Origin of the sequence: Chitinophaga sp. NPDC101104, from assembly GCF_050277495.1 — a bacterium.
In the GTDB taxonomy this organism is placed as follows: Bacteria; Bacteroidota; Bacteroidia; order Chitinophagales; family Chitinophagaceae; genus Chitinophaga.
On record NZ_JBNNSF010000001.1, the window covers coordinates 769,198 to 785,166 of the forward strand.

At 55.2% G+C, this 15,969-nt stretch carries 13 protein-coding genes; 10 read left to right on the plus strand and 3 right to left on the minus strand.

What is annotated here, in order from left to right; genetic code table 11:
• Positions 1–90 precede the first annotated feature (90 nt).
• From porU to ACQKLP_RS03345, 7 genes are all read left to right on the plus strand, one after another.
• Positions 91–3,465 carry a type IX secretion system sortase PorU gene (gene porU, locus ACQKLP_RS03315; RefSeq protein ID WP_427320038.1) on the plus strand — a complete coding sequence of 1,125 codons (3,375 nt, stop codon included), beginning with the start codon at positions 91–93 and terminating at the stop codon, positions 3,463–3,465.
• Between the two features lie 117 nt (positions 3,466–3,582).
• A complete protein-coding gene (porV, locus tag ACQKLP_RS03320; protein ID WP_427320040.1) occupies positions 3,583–4,746 on the plus strand; it encodes a type IX secretion system outer membrane channel protein PorV in 1,164 nt (387 codons plus the stop codon).
• A 93-nt stretch (positions 4,747–4,839) separates the two neighbouring features.
• Positions 4,840–5,322 (plus strand): 2-C-methyl-D-erythritol 2,4-cyclodiphosphate synthase, encoded by a 483-nt coding sequence (ispF, locus tag ACQKLP_RS03325; RefSeq protein ID WP_341842628.1) that lies wholly within the window; start codon positions 4,840–4,842, stop codon positions 5,320–5,322.
• A gap of 31 nt (positions 5,323–5,353) precedes the next feature.
• Positions 5,354–5,797 (plus strand): dUTP diphosphatase, encoded by a 444-nt coding sequence (gene dut, locus ACQKLP_RS03330; protein WP_341842629.1) that lies wholly within the window; start codon positions 5,354–5,356, stop codon positions 5,795–5,797.
• A gap of 2 nt (positions 5,798–5,799) precedes the next feature.
• On the plus strand, positions 5,800–7,542 hold the full coding sequence (locus tag ACQKLP_RS03335; RefSeq protein WP_427320043.1) for a tetratricopeptide repeat protein: 1,743 nt from the start codon (positions 5,800–5,802) through the stop codon (positions 7,540–7,542).
• 33 nt (positions 7,543–7,575) lie between these two features.
• Positions 7,576–8,409, plus strand: coding sequence for a DUF4292 domain-containing protein (locus ACQKLP_RS03340; protein ID WP_427320045.1), 834 nt, complete (start codon positions 7,576–7,578; stop codon positions 8,407–8,409).
• A 63-nt stretch (positions 8,410–8,472) separates the two neighbouring features.
• Positions 8,473–9,903 (plus strand): murein hydrolase activator EnvC family protein, encoded by a 1,431-nt coding sequence (locus ACQKLP_RS03345; RefSeq protein ID WP_427320047.1) that lies wholly within the window; start codon positions 8,473–8,475, stop codon positions 9,901–9,903.
• Between the two features lie 73 nt (positions 9,904–9,976).
• Here the strand turns inward: ACQKLP_RS03345 and bshA are convergent, their stop codons facing one another.
• Entirely contained in the window at positions 9,977–11,116 is a 1,140-nt protein-coding gene (gene bshA, locus ACQKLP_RS03350) for an N-acetyl-alpha-D-glucosaminyl L-malate synthase BshA (protein ID WP_427320049.1), read from the minus strand.
• Between the two features lie 79 nt (positions 11,117–11,195).
• Here bshA and ACQKLP_RS03355 point away from each other — a divergent pair, with 79 nt between their 5' ends.
• The 3 genes from ACQKLP_RS03355 to ACQKLP_RS03365 all read left to right on the plus strand — a co-directional run bounded on the left by ACQKLP_RS03355 (position 11,196) and on the right by ACQKLP_RS03365 (position 13,681).
• Entirely contained in the window at positions 11,196–12,569 is a 1,374-nt protein-coding gene (locus ACQKLP_RS03355; protein WP_427320051.1) for a M20/M25/M40 family metallo-hydrolase, read from the plus strand.
• Positions 12,570–12,576: 7 nt separating this feature from the next.
• Positions 12,577–12,975: a hypothetical protein gene (locus tag ACQKLP_RS03360; protein ID WP_341842635.1), complete on the plus strand. Its 399-nt coding sequence runs from the start codon at positions 12,577–12,579 to the stop codon at positions 12,973–12,975.
• A gap of 175 nt (positions 12,976–13,150) precedes the next feature.
• On the plus strand, positions 13,151–13,681 hold the full coding sequence (locus tag ACQKLP_RS03365; protein ID WP_427320053.1) for a hypothetical protein: 531 nt from the start codon (positions 13,151–13,153) through the stop codon (positions 13,679–13,681).
• A 400-nt stretch (positions 13,682–14,081) separates the two neighbouring features.
• On the opposite strand, the gene ACQKLP_RS03370 is transcribed toward ACQKLP_RS03365, so the two are convergent.
• Positions 14,082–14,792 carry an SAM-dependent methyltransferase gene (locus ACQKLP_RS03370; protein ID WP_427320055.1) on the minus strand — a complete coding sequence of 237 codons (711 nt, stop codon included), beginning with the start codon at positions 14,790–14,792 and terminating at the stop codon, positions 14,082–14,084.
• 317 nt (positions 14,793–15,109) lie between these two features.
• Positions 15,110–15,889, minus strand: a complete 780-nt coding sequence (locus ACQKLP_RS03375) for an EI24 domain-containing protein (protein ID WP_423736663.1) — start codon at positions 15,887–15,889, stop codon at positions 15,110–15,112.
• Between the last annotated feature and the right edge of the window lie 80 nt (positions 15,890–15,969).

Below are 15,969 nucleotides of genomic sequence, written 5' to 3' on the forward strand. Positions count from 1 at the left end.
AATAAATAATCTGTAAACAGATGCATGTAACGGGCGTTGTGAAACTCCCTGATATATATTAGGTTTGTGTGATACAAGCTTCCCGTCCTTATGCGCATCGCCCCCCGGAGAACCCGCTTCCTGGCCCTGGTCATTTGCCTGCTGCCCGCCCTCGATGCGGCGGCGCAACGGCAGTATGCTTCCCGGTCGGTGCTGGCAGACGGTCAATGGCGGAAAGTCTCGGTTTCACAACCCGGCGTCTACCGCATTCCCCTGCAGGCCCTGCAGCGCTGGGGGCTCCCTGCCGAAGGCAAACCCGCTTCCTCCGTCCGCATCTTCAGCCACGGCGGCGATATCATCCCGGAAGATAACGCTATCCCCCGGCCCGACGATCTCCCCGAAATCGCCGTGACCGTCGTTGACGGGGGCGACGGTATTCTAAACGGCAACGATTACATTTTATTTTATGCACCCGGCCCCCTCCGCCGGCAATTTTCCGCCGGGGAATGGGAGCACCGCTCCAACCTGTATGCGGATTCGGTCTGTTATTTTATTACCCTGGGTGCCGGAGGGCTCCGGATCCCTACAGACGGCAGCAGCCCTCCGGTAACGGGATATATCAAGGAGTACGATTACCACAGCGTGTTCGAACAGGATAAGCACAATATCCTTTCCGGCGGGAAGGAGTGGCTGGGTGACCGATTTTCATCGCTCCCGGAAGATGCCCTCGTTCGCACGTACCCCACGAATACGCCTGCGAACCTTACCGACGTGGTGTTGCGGGTTCGCCTCGCCGCGCGATCCACGTCTGGCGCAAAGTTCACGATCACAGCAGGCGGTCAGGCGCTGGGGACGCTCTTCCCGCCGCCCGTTCCCGGTAATATCTTTGATACATACGCAACTACGGTGAACGGTTCCTTCCCAGCCGCCAACCCCGCTAATCTGACCGTTACCTTCTCCGGAAACGCAAGTGCACAGGGCTGGCTGGACTTTTTTACCATCGAAGGCCGGGCTCCGCTTATGCTTTCGGGACAAGCTCCCCTGCTTTTCCGCGACTCGCGCAGCTTCGGCGCGGGGAAAACAGCCGGGTTCGAGATCGCCGGTACGGATGCCAGCACCCGGGTCTGGGACGTTACCGATCCGCAGCGGCCTATCCAGTTATCAACGGAATTCTCCAATAATACCTTACGCTTCTCGCGCGATGCGGGCGTACTGCGCGAGTATGCCGCCTTCCGGCCGGACGGGTTGCCTGAACCTGCGTACATCGGGCCGGTTGCGAACCAGGACCTGCACGGCCAGGCGCCGGCGCAAATGCTCATCGTCACGCCGAAACCATTCTTGCCCCAGGCCGAAAAACTCGCCGCATGGCGCCGCGAACATTCCGGCCTGAGCGTCAGCTGCGTAACGACCGACCAGGTCTGGAACGAGTTCGGCAGCGGATTGGCGGACCCCTCGGCGCTGCGGGATTTCCTCAAGATGCACTACGACCGCAAAGCCCTGCGGTTCGTGCTGCTCATGGGGCGCGCCGGCTACGACTATAAAAAATCTACCCCGGAAAGCGTGCCGGTGTGGCAAAGCCCGGCATCGCTGCACGGCCTCAACACCCATCCCAGCGACGATTTCTACGCTTTCCTCGACGATAACGACGATATTTCGAAACACGGTTCCCTCCTCGACGTAGCCGTTGGCAGACTTCCGGTTTCGACTCCGGAAGAGGCGGCTTCGGTGGTAGATAAGATCATCCGGTACGAATCGCCCGCCTCTTTCGGGGAGTGGCGCCAGGAACTGACTTTCGTGGCAGACGATGAAGATGCCAATCTCCATTTCGACGACGCGGAATCCGTAGCGGACATGGTGGCCGGAGAATCGCCAGACTTCCACATCAACAAGATTTACCTCGACGCCTATCCCCAGGTGGCGGGCTCTTCGGGCAGCCGTTACCCAGCGGTGAACGATGCCGTCCGCCACCGGATGAACGCCGGCAACCTGGTGTGGAATTACAGCGGTCATGGCAGCGCTACCCGCCTGGCCGAGGAGGCCATTCTCAGCGAAGCGTCTGCCGCGCAATGGGAAAACACCGATCGGTTGCCCCTGCTGATCACCGCTACCTGCGACTTTGCGCCGTTCGATCAGCCGGAGGTCCATCCGCTGGGCGCGCAGTTGCTGTTACGCAAAAATGGCGGAGCGATCGCGCTGCTGACCACTACACGCGCCGTGCTCGCCGCTTCCAATAAAGTGATGAATGCCAATTACTTCCGCGAGGCATTCCGCGCGGGCGCTTCCGGAAAGATGCCGCTCCTCGGCGAAGGTGCGATGCGTGCCAAAAACGCTACGTATGCGCAATCGGCCGACGCCGTCAATAACCGTAAATTCCAGCTGCTCGGCGACCCGGCCATGGCCATCGCTTTCCCGCAGCAGCGGATTTTCCTGGATTCGGTGAACGGAAAAGCCGCCAATGCAGCGGATTCCCTGAAGGCGCTGGGCTTTTACCGGCTTTCGGGCAGTGTGAGGGATGGGAATGGGAACGTGCGGACGGATTTTCATGGCCGGGTGCGTATTTCCGTTCATGACGCGCCGGGACAGCGGTTCACCCGCGCCAACGACCCCGGCAGCGAGCGGGCGGCGTTCGCAGCCGATGACCGGTTGCTGTTCCGTGGGAGCGACACCGTGATCGGCGGGCGCTTTTCAGCGGGGTTCCTGGTGCCGAAAGACATGTCGCAATCCGCTGCAGTGGCCGTGATGCGGTTTTATGCGGAAGGGAAATCCGAAGACGCGGGCGGCGCCTGGCGGGGCATGCGGCTGCGCGGGACGGCCGAAACCGGGCAGCCCGACCGGGAAGGACCGGAGATCGGGGCCTGGATGGATAATACGCGGTTTACGGACGGTGGCCGCACATCGGCTTCACCCACGCTGCTGCTGCGTTTGAAGGATATTTCCGGGATCAACGCAACGGGCAACGGCACGGGGCACGACATCACCGCCGTGCTCGACGACAATGCCCAGTTTTTCGTCCTGAATGAATTTTATGCCGCCACGCCAGGCACCTGGCAGGAAGGAACGATACAATTCCCCATGGCAGGCCTTTCCCCCGGGCCGCATACCCTGACCGTCCGCGCCTGGGATGCCTGGAACAATTCCTCGGCCCGGACGGTCCGGTTCGTGGTGGCGGGGGGAGAAGAGGGCGGTCCTGCGGTGTGGACGTATCCGAACCCGGCGCAGGGATTCGTGCGGTTCATGATCGAATGTCCCTGGCAGGATGTGGATGTTGACGTGGTTATCACTATCTTTGCATCTTCAGGCCAGGCCGTAAAGCAGATCAAAAGCACAATAAATACAGCAAACGGCCGTTATGGGGATGTACCATGGAATACTGGCGCCGCCGGTTCGGGAGCAAGACTGACCCCTGGGATTTACTTCTATCAAATCAGCTTGAGCAATAGGGAGCGCGGCCAACGTATTTTGGGCGGGAAGATGATATTATATTAATTTGTACATTATAAAATGAGTATATTTAAGCACATAATATTATACGTTACATCCCCGTTTATTGCTTTTAATAAATTAGAACTTATTTTTACATTTAAGCTAACTAAATAGTATTGCATGTTTTCAAGGATATCGACAGCTGTTATTTGCATTTCTTTCCTATGCCTATCCAACAATGCAAATGCGCAACTTGACCCTTCCAATCCTGTAGATGGGAGGACAAATGTGATCAGCACAGCTGTGCCTTTCCTGCGTATTTCGCCGGACGCCCGCAGTGGCGCGATGGGCGACGCGGGTGTTGCCATTTCCCCGGACGCCAATTCCGTTTACTGGAACCTTTCCAAACTTCCTTTTGCCAAAAAGAAATCCGCAGTAGCGGTAACCTATACGCCCTGGCTGAAAGAGCTCGTGAACGACGTATTCCTCGCGCAGCTGGCGGGTTATACCCAGCTCGACGAGAACCAGGCCATCGGCGGATCGCTCCGTTATTTTTCCCTCGGCGATATCGAGTTCAGGAATAACAACGGCCAGTTCGACGGGAACTTCCGGCCGCGGGAATTCGCTTTCGACGCGGGTTATGCCCGTAAGCTGAGCGAAAACTGGTCGATGGGCGTAACGCTTCGCTACATCCACTCCAGCCTCGCCAGCGGTACGATCAACGATCAGACGATCCGCCCCGGGCGCGCCGTGGCAGCCGATCTTTCCGCTTACTACACCAAAGATTTCGAGAATAAGAACGGCGGCACCAACAATTTCAGCGCCGGCCTCGCCATCTCCAACATCGGTAACCGCATCTCCTACACCCAATCCGCGCAGAAAGACTTCCTGCCGACCAACCTGGGCCTGGGCGCAGCGTATACCATCGGCATCGACGAGTACAATAAAGTAACCTTTACGGCAGACATCAATAAACTGATGGTGCCGTCTGTCCAATACCAGGGCGACTCCGCCTACCTCCCCAACAAAAGCATGCTGGAAGGGATGTTCAGCTCTTTCGGCGATGCGCCGGGCGGGTTTAAGGAAGAATTGCAGGAGCTGATGTATTCCGTAGGTGCGGAATACTGGTATAACGAGCTGTTTGCCGTTCGTGCAGGTTATTACAACGAGCATGCGTCTAAAGGGAACCGCAAATTTTTTACGGCGGGTGTTGGCGTTAAATACAATATCTTCGGCCTGAACTTTTCGTATCTCGTGCCTTCGGGAACGGGTATCCAGCGCAACCCGCTGTCTAACACGCTCCGCTTCTCGCTGACGTTCGACCTGGGCGCAAATGAGGAATAGATAGTATATTTGCCATAATACTTTTTAAGATGCAATAAATCCTCCGGTCTTTTGGAGGATTTATTATTTTACGGAATAGCAAAAAACAGGATCATGACTAAGTTAAGGATTGGATTGGGCGTGGATTTTCATCAGCTGGTAACCGGCCGCGACTTTTGGCTGGGCGGGGTGTTGGTGCCCCACAGCAAAGGGGCGCTCGGCCACAGCGACGCGGACGTGCTCCTGCATGCCATCTGCGACGCCATGCTCGGCGCCGCGGCCCTGGGCGACATCGGGACGCATTTCCCCGATACCGACAATACCTATAAAGACATCGACAGCAAAATATTGCTTTCCCGCTGCAGCGAGCTGATCAAAGCCAAAGGCTACAGCGTGGTGAACGTGGATGCGACCCTTTGCCTGCAGGCGCCCAAGATCAAACCGTACGTTCCGCAGATGCAGGAAGTGATCGCGCAGCGGCTGGGGCTGACGGTGGAAGACGTTTCCATCAAGGCTACCACTACCGAAACGCTCGGTTTCGTGGGGCGTGAAGAAGGCGTGGTGGCCTATGCCAACGTGCTCCTCGAAAAGCAATAACCTTTTTAACGATAACTGTTACCTTTGTTCAATGGCTGATATTCAAGTAAAAATCATCAACCGTTCCGGCAATCCGCTTCCCACATACGCAACTGCGGATGCGGCCGGGATGGACCTTCGTGCCAACCTGGAAACTGCCGTTACGCTGCAGCCGATGGAGCGTAGCCTCATCCCCACGGGCCTTTTCATGGAACTGCCTTCGGGTTTCGAAGCACAGGTGCGCCCCCGCAGCGGCCTCGCCATCAAACAGGGGCTTACCCTCCTCAATACGCCCGGCACGATTGATGCGGACTACCGGGGAGAGATCAAGATCATCATTATCAATTTATCCACCGAACCGCAAACCATCCAGCACGGCGACCGTATCGCGCAGATGGTGATCGCTCCTTTCGTACAGGCTACGCTTGCAGAAGTCGTGGAACTGAGCGATACCGTTCGCGGTGAAGGCGGATTCGGTCATACCGGCAAATCCTGAGCATGCGCATCACCGGCATACTGATCCTGGCATTATCGGGGATGATCGCCGCATCCTGCGGCAGCCAGCGCAAAAGCGCCGCCCTGATCCCCGCTCCGTTGCAACAGGAAATCCTGGCGCAGCGGGCGGACAGTCTTTTCTTTGCCGCGCAGCGTTCCAAAATGCTCGGCGATTACAAGACGGCCATCACGCAGTATTCCGACTATCTGCGCCTCAACCGCGATAATGCGGCCGTTTATTACGAACTGAGCCGCCTGTTCATGGAAGCGCGCAACCCGCAATATTCGCTCGGTTTCGCACGGCGTGCCGCCGCCATGGACTCCACCAACAAATGGTACCAGATGGCGCTGGCCGAAGCGTTCTCCGTCAACGAAATGTTCGACAGCGCGGCCGTGGTGTACGACCGGCTCATGAAAGCGAGCCCGCAGGACGATGATCTCCTTTTTAACAAAGGGCTGTCGCTGTCGAAAGCGCGCAAGTTCGCCGAAGCCATCGCTATTTTCGATACCCTCGAAGCGCGCGTAGGCCTGAACGACGAGATCGTTTTCCAGAAACAGCGGATTTTCATGCGGCTCGACCTGCCCGATCATGCGGCTGCGGAAGTGCGGCGCCTCATTGCCCAGGAGCCCGAAGAGCTCCGGTACTGGGGCCTCCTGGCGGAAATTTATGAAGCGGTGGACCGGCCTGCCCAGGCCAAAGGCGTGTACGACACCATCCTCATGATCGATCCGCAACATCCCCGTGCCCTCATCGCCATCGCCAACATGGAAAAGAAGAACGGCAACGAGGCCCGGTACCGCGCATTCCTCCTGAAAGCTTTCCATAACCCGGAATTCAATATCGACGAAAAGGTAGCATTTGTATATCCTTACCTGCAGATGCTCGAAACCGATACCACCAAAAAGGCGGAAGGCATCATGCTGGCCAATCTCATCGTGGAGTCGCACCCGGATGACGCGAAAGCCTATGCGCTGAGGGCCGATATGTACTCGCAGGCCAATGTGCCCGACAGTGCGCTCATCAATTACAAACTCGCGCTGGACCTGGATTCCACGCGATTCAGCGTCTGGTACCAGCTCATGTACCTTTATTCCAGGACCGAACAGCCCGATTCCCTCCTCCGTGTGAGCAGCCACGTTATGCAGCAGTTCCCGCGGGAGTTCATGGGATATTATTTCAACGGGCTGGCCAATTATTTCAAACAACGATATGATGCCGCGGCCTTCGCGCTCAACGGCGCCCTCGGGATCGGCGGCGAAAAACGCTTCGTGGCCGATGTGTACGCCTTGCTGGGAGACACCTATCACGCCAGCGGCCTCCATAGCCGGAGCGACAGCTGTTACGAGATTGTGCTGGGCATGCGGCCGAAAGACCATATCGTCATGAATAACTACAGCTATTACCTGTCTATGCGCGGCGAAAAACTCGAAAAGGCCGAATCCCTTGCCCGGACGGCCATCGAGCTGAAGCCGGACAGTCCTACCTACATGGACACCTACGCATGGATACTTTTCCGCCTTGGCCGTTACCGCGATGCAAAGCTGTGGATCGAAAAGGCGCTCGAATTTACCGACGCGCAACAGGATCCTGACGTACTGGAGCATTACGGGGACATTCTTTTCAACCTGAACGAAAAGGAAAAAGCCATGCAATTCTGGCAGCTGGCCAAGGCCAAAGGGGCCAATTCCCATGGCCTCGCCCGCAAGATCGCGGAGAAGCGTTACATCAAAAACATCGACCGTTGAATGGCGGGCGCAAAAAAATCGTCGAATTGAATCATGAATCGTAAAATAGAACTTCCAATTGTTGCATCGCTAATCAGTCTGGCATTGTTTTCCTGCCGTTCCACGCGCATCACCCGCGCCACCTTTCCGTCAGACACTACCGCTCCCGCTGCCCGCCCGGATTCGGCGGACACGGAAAAAGCCCTCGCCGAAGCCCGCGAAATCCGCGATAAGGTGATGGCCAACCGGGTGTCTTACGAAACGTTCACGGCCGATGTGAAAATGGATTTCGAAGACGACCGGGGGAAGAAAGGCAACAACCTCGGGGTGAACATCCGGATGCAGTACGACAGCGCCATCTGGGTGCGCATCGGCGGCCCGCTGAACGTGGAAGGCGCCCGGATCCTCATCACACGGGACAGCATTAAAGTGACCAACCGGCTGGAAGGTACGGTGATGCTGCGCAGCACGGCGGAAGGGAAAGAGCTGATGAAACTGGAATTGGGACTCACCGAACTGCAGGACCTGCTGGTAGGGAACCCCGTTTTCCTCGGCGATTCCGTAGGCCAGGTAGTGCGCACCCAGTCGATCGTTTCGTTTGTGTCGAAGATGAAAGACCTCGTGAGCCAGTTCAACGTATTTGCCGACGATTACGCGATCCAGCAGGTGAAGCTTACCGATGCCGACGGCTCGCGGCCGACGCCGAGGGTGGTGGAGCTGACCTATGGGGATTTCAGGACGGTGGAAGGCCGGAAACTGGCGTTCCAGCGGAAGATTTACGTGGAGGAAAAGCAGGTCATGAAAGTGGCGCTCGACTTCCGGAAGATGGAATTTAACAAGCCCGTGAGCTTCCCGTTCCCCATTCCGTCGTCATACACCCGTCAATAGAACACAATTTCGTTGTATATTTAACGTTATAAACATCATTTCGGAACTATAAATATGGTGCAATTGAAAAAGTTCATCCCGTTACTTATCCTGGTGCTGGCACTGGCGCCGGGTATGCTGCATGCGCAGAACCAGAGCCGGGAGGAACTGGAGCGGAGGAAGCGTGAGCTCCAGAAGGAAATGGAGGACGCGCAGAATATGTTGAAGGAAACAAAGAAATCCAGCCGGGAAAACCTCGGTCAGCTGCGCGCCTTGCGCAACAAGATCGATGTCCGCACCCGGATGATCCGCAATATCAACGAAGAGATCACCTTCATCAACGGGGATATCAACACGGCCCTGCGCGATGTGAAAACCCTGCAGCGCGACCTCGATACGCTGAAGGAACAATACGCGCAGCTGGTGGTGGCGGCGTACAAGAACAGGAGCTCCTACGCTTTCCTGAACTTCATTTTCTCCGCCAAAAGTTTCAACGACGCCGTAAAACGGTATAAATACCTCCAGCAATACCGCGATTTCCGTCGCCGGCAGGCCGATAACATCATCGAAACGCAGGAACAGCTGCGGGTGAAGGTGAAAAACCTCCAGGACCAGCGCGAGAAACGTTCAACAGCGCTTTCCACGGAGCAGGCGGAACGCGAGACCCTCGAAAAAGACCGGAAGGAAAAAGACGAGGTGCTGAGCAAGCTGAAAGGGCGCGAAAAGGAACTGGCGCAAGACATCGCCCAAAAGCAGCGCGACCAGAAGAAAGTGCAGGACCTCATCCGCGCGGTGATCCGTAAGGAGATCGAAGCGGCGCGCAAGAAAGCGGAAGCCGAAGAGCTCGCCCGCAAAAAAGCCCTCGAAGCGGAAAGGAAACGCAAGGAAGAAGAGCGCCAGCGCGCGCTGGCAGCCGCCCGCGAAGCTGCGAAAGCCGCAGCGGCGCAAAATGCGGCGAACAATAATAACAATACGGCGGCCAACAATAAACCGGAAACGCCGCCCCCGCCTCCGGAAACCAAGCCCGAGCCCCCGGCTCCGGCGCCTGAAAAGCCGACACGCGTGTACAACGTACTGGAAGCCACGCCGGAAGCTGCCGCCCTTTCTGAAAACTTCGAGAACAATAAAGGAAAACTTCCCTGGCCTGTAGAAACCGGTTCCATCATCGGTTACTTCGGCATCCAGAAAAACCCGGACATCAAGATCACCGAAGAAAACGACGGCATGATCTTCGCCACCCGCAAAGGCGGCAACGTGAAAGCCGTGTTCAGCGGGCAGGTGCGCTCCGTGTTCGCCATCCCCGGCGGCGGTTACGCCATCACCATCAAGCACGGCCAGTATTTCACCAACTACGTGGGCCTCTCCGGTTTCAGCGTGAAATCCGGTCAGTCGGTAAGTACCGGCCAGGTGATCGGTACCGCCCGTACCAACGATGAAGAAAGCGCCGGTGTGGTGGAAGTGCAGATTTATAAAGTAGATAAACTGCAGAACGCCAATACCTGGTTCAGAAAATAACGGCCACCTGGTTTCCAGGAACAAAAAAAGAGCGATGGAATGCCCGTCGCTCTTTTTTTATGTCTTGCCGCGTTTAGTTGCGGACTACGGATTGCTGGAGCACGGTATCGTACAACGCTTCGTATTGCGGGATGATATTGTCGATGTGGAAGCGGAGCGCCTGTTCGAGGGCGCCTTCGCGGAGGGAGGCGAGGAGCTGCTCGTCTTGCAGGATGGCGATCGCATGGGCGGCCATCTGGTCTACATCGCCCACGGGGCTGGAGTATCCGGTGACGCCATCGATGTTGATCTCGGGAAGGCCGCCGGCGTTGGACGACAGCACGGGCACCTGGCTGGCCATGGCTTCCAGGGCGGCGAGGCCGAAGGATTCGTATTCGGACGGGAGGAGGAAAAGGTCGGAGATCGACATGACATCTTCCAGCTGCTCCTGTTTACCTACGAACCGGATATCGTCGCACAGGCCCATTTCGCGGCACATGCATTCGATCATGGGGCGGTCTGGCCCGTCGCCCACGAGGAGGAGCTTGGCAGGCATGACGTCGCGCACCTGGCGGAAGACCTTCACCACATCCGGAACGCGTTTTACTTTGCGGAAGTTGGATACGTGGAGGAGGATTTTTTCGCCGTTCGGCGCGATGGCCTGGCGGAAATGAGGGAGCTCGCGGCGTTTGAAGCGCGCGGTATCCACGAAATTGTAAATCACCGAGATATCCTTTTCGATGGGGAACGATTTGTAGGTTTCGTCCCGCAGGTTGTTGGACACGGCCGTGATGGCGTCAGACTCGTTGATGGAAAAGGTGACTACGGGCGCGTAGGTCTTGTCTTTCCCCACCAGCGTAATATCCGTGCCGTGCAGCGTAGTGATGAAGGGGATATGCCGGCCCTGCTTGGCAACGATCTGCTGCGCCATATATGCCGTGGAGGCGTGGGGGATGGCGTAGTGAACGTGGAGCAGGTCGAGTTTTTGATTAAGGATCACGTCCACCATCGTGCTGCTGAGCGCGCTTTCATAAGGCGGGAAATCGAACAGCGGATACGTGGGGACCTGAACTTCGTGATAATAAATATTGGCGTGGAAAGCATTCAGTCTGACGGGTTGCTGGTAGGTGATGAAGTGCACCAGGTGCCCCTTGTCGGCCAGGGCTTTGCCCAGTTCCGTCGCCAATACGCCGCTACCGCCGTAGGTAGGGTAGCATACAATTCCAATGCGCATCCGGGAATGGATTTAATGAGTTGCTAAGGTAAGTATTTTAAAATTAGTTAGCTTTAAACCCGTAAATCCGGATCTAAACATGATGAAGCCAATTTTAGCTGTGCTGGCCTGCATTTCGGTGCAATCCGCCAGTGCGCAGGCGTCAGACTCCCTCGCCATCCGCCGCCTGGCAGACGAGGTGTTGACCCGCAGTACCGCGTATGAGAACCTGCGGGTGCTGACCAAACAGATCGGTGGCCGCCTTGCCGGTTCGCCGCAAATGGTAAAGGCCGAAAAATGGGGTGCCGAAGCGTTGAAGACCGCGGGGGCCGACAAGGTATTTACCCAGGAATGTATGGTGCCGCATTGGGTGCGGGGCGAAAAGGAACAGGCCCGCATCGTGAGCCGCCGGCGCGATTTCGTGCCGCCGCTGAACATCCTGGCACTGGGGAATTCCGTAGGAACGGGAAAGAAAGGCGTAACGGCGCCCGTGATCGAGATAAGGTCTTTCGACGAACTGGAGGCGCGGAAAAATGAAGTGAAAGGGAAGATCGTGTTTTATAACTATCCCTTCAACCCCACGTTCGTCAAAACTTTCCATAGTTACGGCGATGCCGTGAAATTCCGTGGCCAGGGGCCCAGCCGCGCGTCGAAATACGGTGCGGTGGCGGTGATCGTTCGGTCGATGAGCCATAGTATGGACAATCACCCGCATACCGGCAGCACGCGGTACAACGATTCCTTCCCGAAGATCGCCGCGGTGGCCATCGGTTTGAAAGACGCGGACCGGCTGAGCCAGCGGATTGTTAACGATCCTACGATGCAGGTGTTCCTTCGTACCACCTGCGAAATGTTGCCGGATACGATCGGTCATAACGTGATCGGAGAATTGCGCGGCAGCGAGTTCCCCGAACAATATATAACGGTTGGCGGTCACCTCGATTCGTGGGACAACTGCGAGGGTGCGCACGACGATGGTGCCGGTGTGGTGCAGTCGATCGAGATACTGAGGGCTTACAAGGCGCTGGGAATCCGGCCGAGGCATACGGTCCGGGTGGTGTTGTTCGCCAATGAGGAGAACGGGACGCGCGGGGGTGTGAAGTATGCGGAGCTTGCGAAGCAAAATAATGAAAAGCATGTGTTTGCGCTCGAGAGCGATGCGGGTGGATTTACGCCCAGGGGTTTCATCATGGAAATGACGGATGCCCAGCGGGCGAGGGTGAAGAGCTGGACGCCGTTGCTGCAGCCTTACGGGTTGTATGATTTCGATGAAGTGGGCTCGGGGGTGGACATAACGCCGTTGGGCCGGGCGTTCGGCATTCCGATGGCTGAACTTTCTCCCGATTCGCAACGTTATTTTGATATTCATCATGCGGCATCGGACACATTTGAGGCGGTGAATAAGCGGGAGTTGGAAATGGGGGCCGTGGGCATGGGGGCGTTGATTTATTTGGTTGATAAATACGGTTTATAATCCTGATATGAAAAAATTCGTACTCATTATTGTGTTGATCATCCTGGTGGTGCTGGGAGGATTCTTTTATTACCGGTATTACTTTGTGTTTGGCCGGGGTACCAAGGCGGGGGAGTTGAACTTCTTCGTGGAGAAGGGGTATATCTGGAAAACGTATGAAGGGCGGTTGATCCAGTCTGGGTTTAAGCCGCAGACGTTGGGCGGCGTGCAGTCGAACGAGTTCCAGTTTTCGGTGACAGACGAGAAGGTGGCGCAGTTGCTGATGGGCAGTAGCGGGAAGTTGTTGGAGTTGCATTACCGGGAGCACCTGGGGGCGTTGCCCTGGCGCGGGTATAGCAATTTCATTGTGGATAGTGTGATATCTGTGACCGATCCGAAAACGGGTGAGCGAAAAACTTCTTTTTAACAGGAAAGCCGGGCGAAAAAGTCCGGCTTTTTTTATCCCTCCGATTTTCGGAGATATCCTCTTCCCGTTCGGAGATATTCTCGCCTTTTAAATCCCGTCCCGATCGCCATTCCCCCTAATTTTACATTACCGTCATAATTGGCGTTGAATGATTGTTTGTTAAAAATCCATTTACGTGAAATCCTTGTTTGAGATCGGGGAGCTGATTGCGATGCATGAGCGCCGGTTGGAGCAGTATGTGGGTGCATATCAGCGGTATACGGATAAGTTGACCCATTTGCTATTTATTTATTCGGCGGTAGCGATTTTTTTGATGCCGATTACGCTGGATTTGTACAAATCCGGGAGGGAGGTGCATTGGGGGTACTTTGTCTGTTATTGGCTGTTGCTGGGGATGCTGGCTGTGTCGGTGATTTATGCAGGTAGGTTGATTTTGCCGCGAGAGTCGGTGCTGCCGGAGCCGTTGGATACATACTTTAAAATGCAGCAAAGGCTGAAGTCATTGGGAGTGGCGGAGAGTAAGATTGAATTGTTGGTGCAGCGAAAGTATCTCAGTGATATGAGGAAATTGCTTATCGCTTTGGCAGCAATGGCCAGGAGGAAGGAAGCGTACCACCGTAATATGTTTCAATGGGGGATAGCGGCAATTGTGCCATACGTCGTTTGTTTAATATTTCATTTGATATATGAATTTTCTACTGCGTAAAATTTACCGGGAGACGCTGAAGGACTTCGTAGATTTCTATAGATGGTCCTGGGTCAAGGGGAAGTGGTATCGGCGAATGAAAAAGTTGCCGAGGTTGGATAACACGGACTTTTGTATTGCTTTTTTTGCGGAAGATTGGCCTGAGGAATTTAAGCACGAAGAGCGGCTCAGGGCATTCGAAGAGCGGATGACAATATACAGGAAAGGGCGTTGGATACCCAACTGGTGGAGAAGGTTTTGGGATATGGAAGTGTTGGAAAAACCGGTTTTCAAGCCCTTCAACAGGGAGGAGGTAGAATACGCACTGGACAAATTATGTGAAGCACGCGAAGCGGAGAAAAGGGAATTACGCTTACTGAACAAACGCTGTCAGTAGCGGGTTTCAGCAATCAGCCGGGCATTACTGACCTGCATACAGCAGGAAGATCGCCGGTCTTTTATGAAAATCGGAGGTATCCTTTTTCCATTGGGCGATCGTTTGCGTGCGGATGTATTCCGTAGGTGCGGTGAGGTCTGCGGCTACGCAGAGGAGTGTACGGTCGCTGGTGTTTTGAAGAATGTCTTTCAGCAATTGATTGTTGCGATAGGGTGCTTCGATGAAGAGCTGGGTTTGCTGTTTTTTTGCGGAAGTGGATTCCAGGTCCTTGATGGCTTTAGCTCTGTCCAGGGGTTTGACGGGCAGATAGCCGACGAACTGGAAGTTCTGGCCGTTCATGCCGGAGGCCATTAAGGCGAGGAGCATGGAGTTGGGGCCAACCAGGGGTACTACGGTGGCTTGTACCTGGTGGGCGGCTTGGACCACGAGATTGCCGGGGTCGGCAACGGCGGGGCATCCTGCTTCGCTGATGACGCCGATGGAATGGCCTTCCTGGAGGAGTTTTTTTGCCCTGGCGGTGTCGGGGGGATGATGCTCGTTCATGAGCAGGAGCTGGAGGCTATCGATATCGATGGAGCGGTCGAGGGCTTTGAGGAACCGGCGGGCGGTCCGTTCGTTTTCCACGAAGAAAATGCGCAATTGCCGTACGGTGTCCGTGATGTACGGAGGGAGGCTGAAAAGCGCATCTGCGCTGAGGACCGTCGGAATGAGATATAGTTTCCCGCTTTGAGACATAATCGATGCTTTAGTGTTCGGGAATGAAGCTTGTGCGGACGCGGCTGTAGGTCAGGCAATGTGTTGTGCTTCAACGTGCTCAGATGTAAGCAAAACGCCGCGATGCTTTCATTGGATGCGGCTTTGTCATTCAATTGCTTGTCCGTTACTCCTGTTCCCGATTCCGGCAAAGATAGGAATTCAGGGAAGATTCGGCGGTTGAAGTAAAGAGGCTTTGTTTTTAAGTATAGCCTCCCTGCAGAAAAGTAACAGGAAGTGAATGAATCTCTATCAAACTTGCAAAAGAGTCGCAAGAAGGAAATTCAGCCCTGTCAAAACTACTCCGCCGTCCCCATGGGCAGCCGTTGCTGCTGCAAATGTATCGTAGCCGCAATCACCGCGTAGCATGGCGCCAGCAACCAGCCCAACACCGGGATGAACAGGAACAGATAGAAAACCACCCCGTTCCCCATCGCCATGCCTTTATGCTGACGGATATAAGCGATACTCTGCCGCATCGTCCAGCGGCGGCGCTCGAAACTATAATCCATCATCGAAAATCCGAAATAGTAACATTCCACCAGCATCGCTATCAACGGCGTCAACCACCCCAGAATCGGGACAAACGCCAGGATCGCCAATATCAGCATCAACGCCGTCTGGTACAATAAATTCCGTAAAGACAACCGGATCCCCCGCCACAAATCCTTTAACAGCTGCGCCATACTAAACGGGAAATCTTTCCCTTGCATGATGCTCTCCGTCTTCTCCGACAAATACGCGAAAAGCGGTGACCCCACTATCAAAAACAGGTATTTGAAAAAGGAAAAATACATGATCAGGAATACCATCCTCACCGCAAACCCCACCAGCAAAAAAAGAAAATTCACCAATCCGTTCTGCAACTCCTCGATCCACGTTTTCAACGTCAGCAAGTTCAGCACGTAATCGATGAATACGCCGGAATAGTCCCACACATATATAATCCCCGCCACAAACATCAGGCAGTAAACGATCCCTGGGATCAAAATCCACTTCCACAGCCGATGTTCAGTGATGAAACGATGGGCAACACCATAAGACTGAATGGCGCCTAGTACTTCTCTTAATGAAAACAACGTTCGCTTTTTTATATTGGTAGCAAAAAATGTACTGGAGTTTTGCGCAAGCAACGGATGGGTCGAACGTAAATTAGTAT

Bases quoted from the DNA above. Each gene is read 5' to 3' on its own strand.
- dut (WP_341842629.1), top strand. From the start codon at position 5,354: ATGGCTGATATTCAAGTAAAAATCATCAACCGTTCCGGCAATCCGCTT.
- porV (WP_427320040.1), top strand. From the start codon at position 3,583: ATGTTTTCAAGGATATCGACAGCTGTTATTTGCATTTCTTTCCTATGC.
- ACQKLP_RS03340 (WP_427320045.1), top strand. From the start codon at position 7,576: ATGAATCGTAAAATAGAACTTCCAATTGTTGCATCGCTAATCAGTCTG.
- ispF (WP_341842628.1), top strand. From the start codon at position 4,840: ATGACTAAGTTAAGGATTGGATTGGGCGTGGATTTTCATCAGCTGGTA.
- ACQKLP_RS03370 (WP_427320055.1), bottom strand. From the start codon at position 14,792: ATGTCTCAAAGCGGGAAACTATATCTCATTCCGACGGTCCTCAGCGCA.
- ACQKLP_RS03335 (WP_427320043.1), top strand. From the start codon at position 5,800: ATGCGCATCACCGGCATACTGATCCTGGCATTATCGGGGATGATCGCC.
- bshA (WP_427320049.1), bottom strand. From the start codon at position 11,116: ATGCGCATTGGAATTGTATGCTACCCTACCTACGGCGGTAGCGGCGTA.
- ACQKLP_RS03360 (WP_341842635.1), top strand. From the start codon at position 12,577: ATGAAAAAATTCGTACTCATTATTGTGTTGATCATCCTGGTGGTGCTG.
- porU (WP_427320038.1), top strand. From the start codon at position 91: ATGCGCATCGCCCCCCGGAGAACCCGCTTCCTGGCCCTGGTCATTTGC.
- ACQKLP_RS03355 (WP_427320051.1), top strand. From the start codon at position 11,196: ATGATGAAGCCAATTTTAGCTGTGCTGGCCTGCATTTCGGTGCAATCC.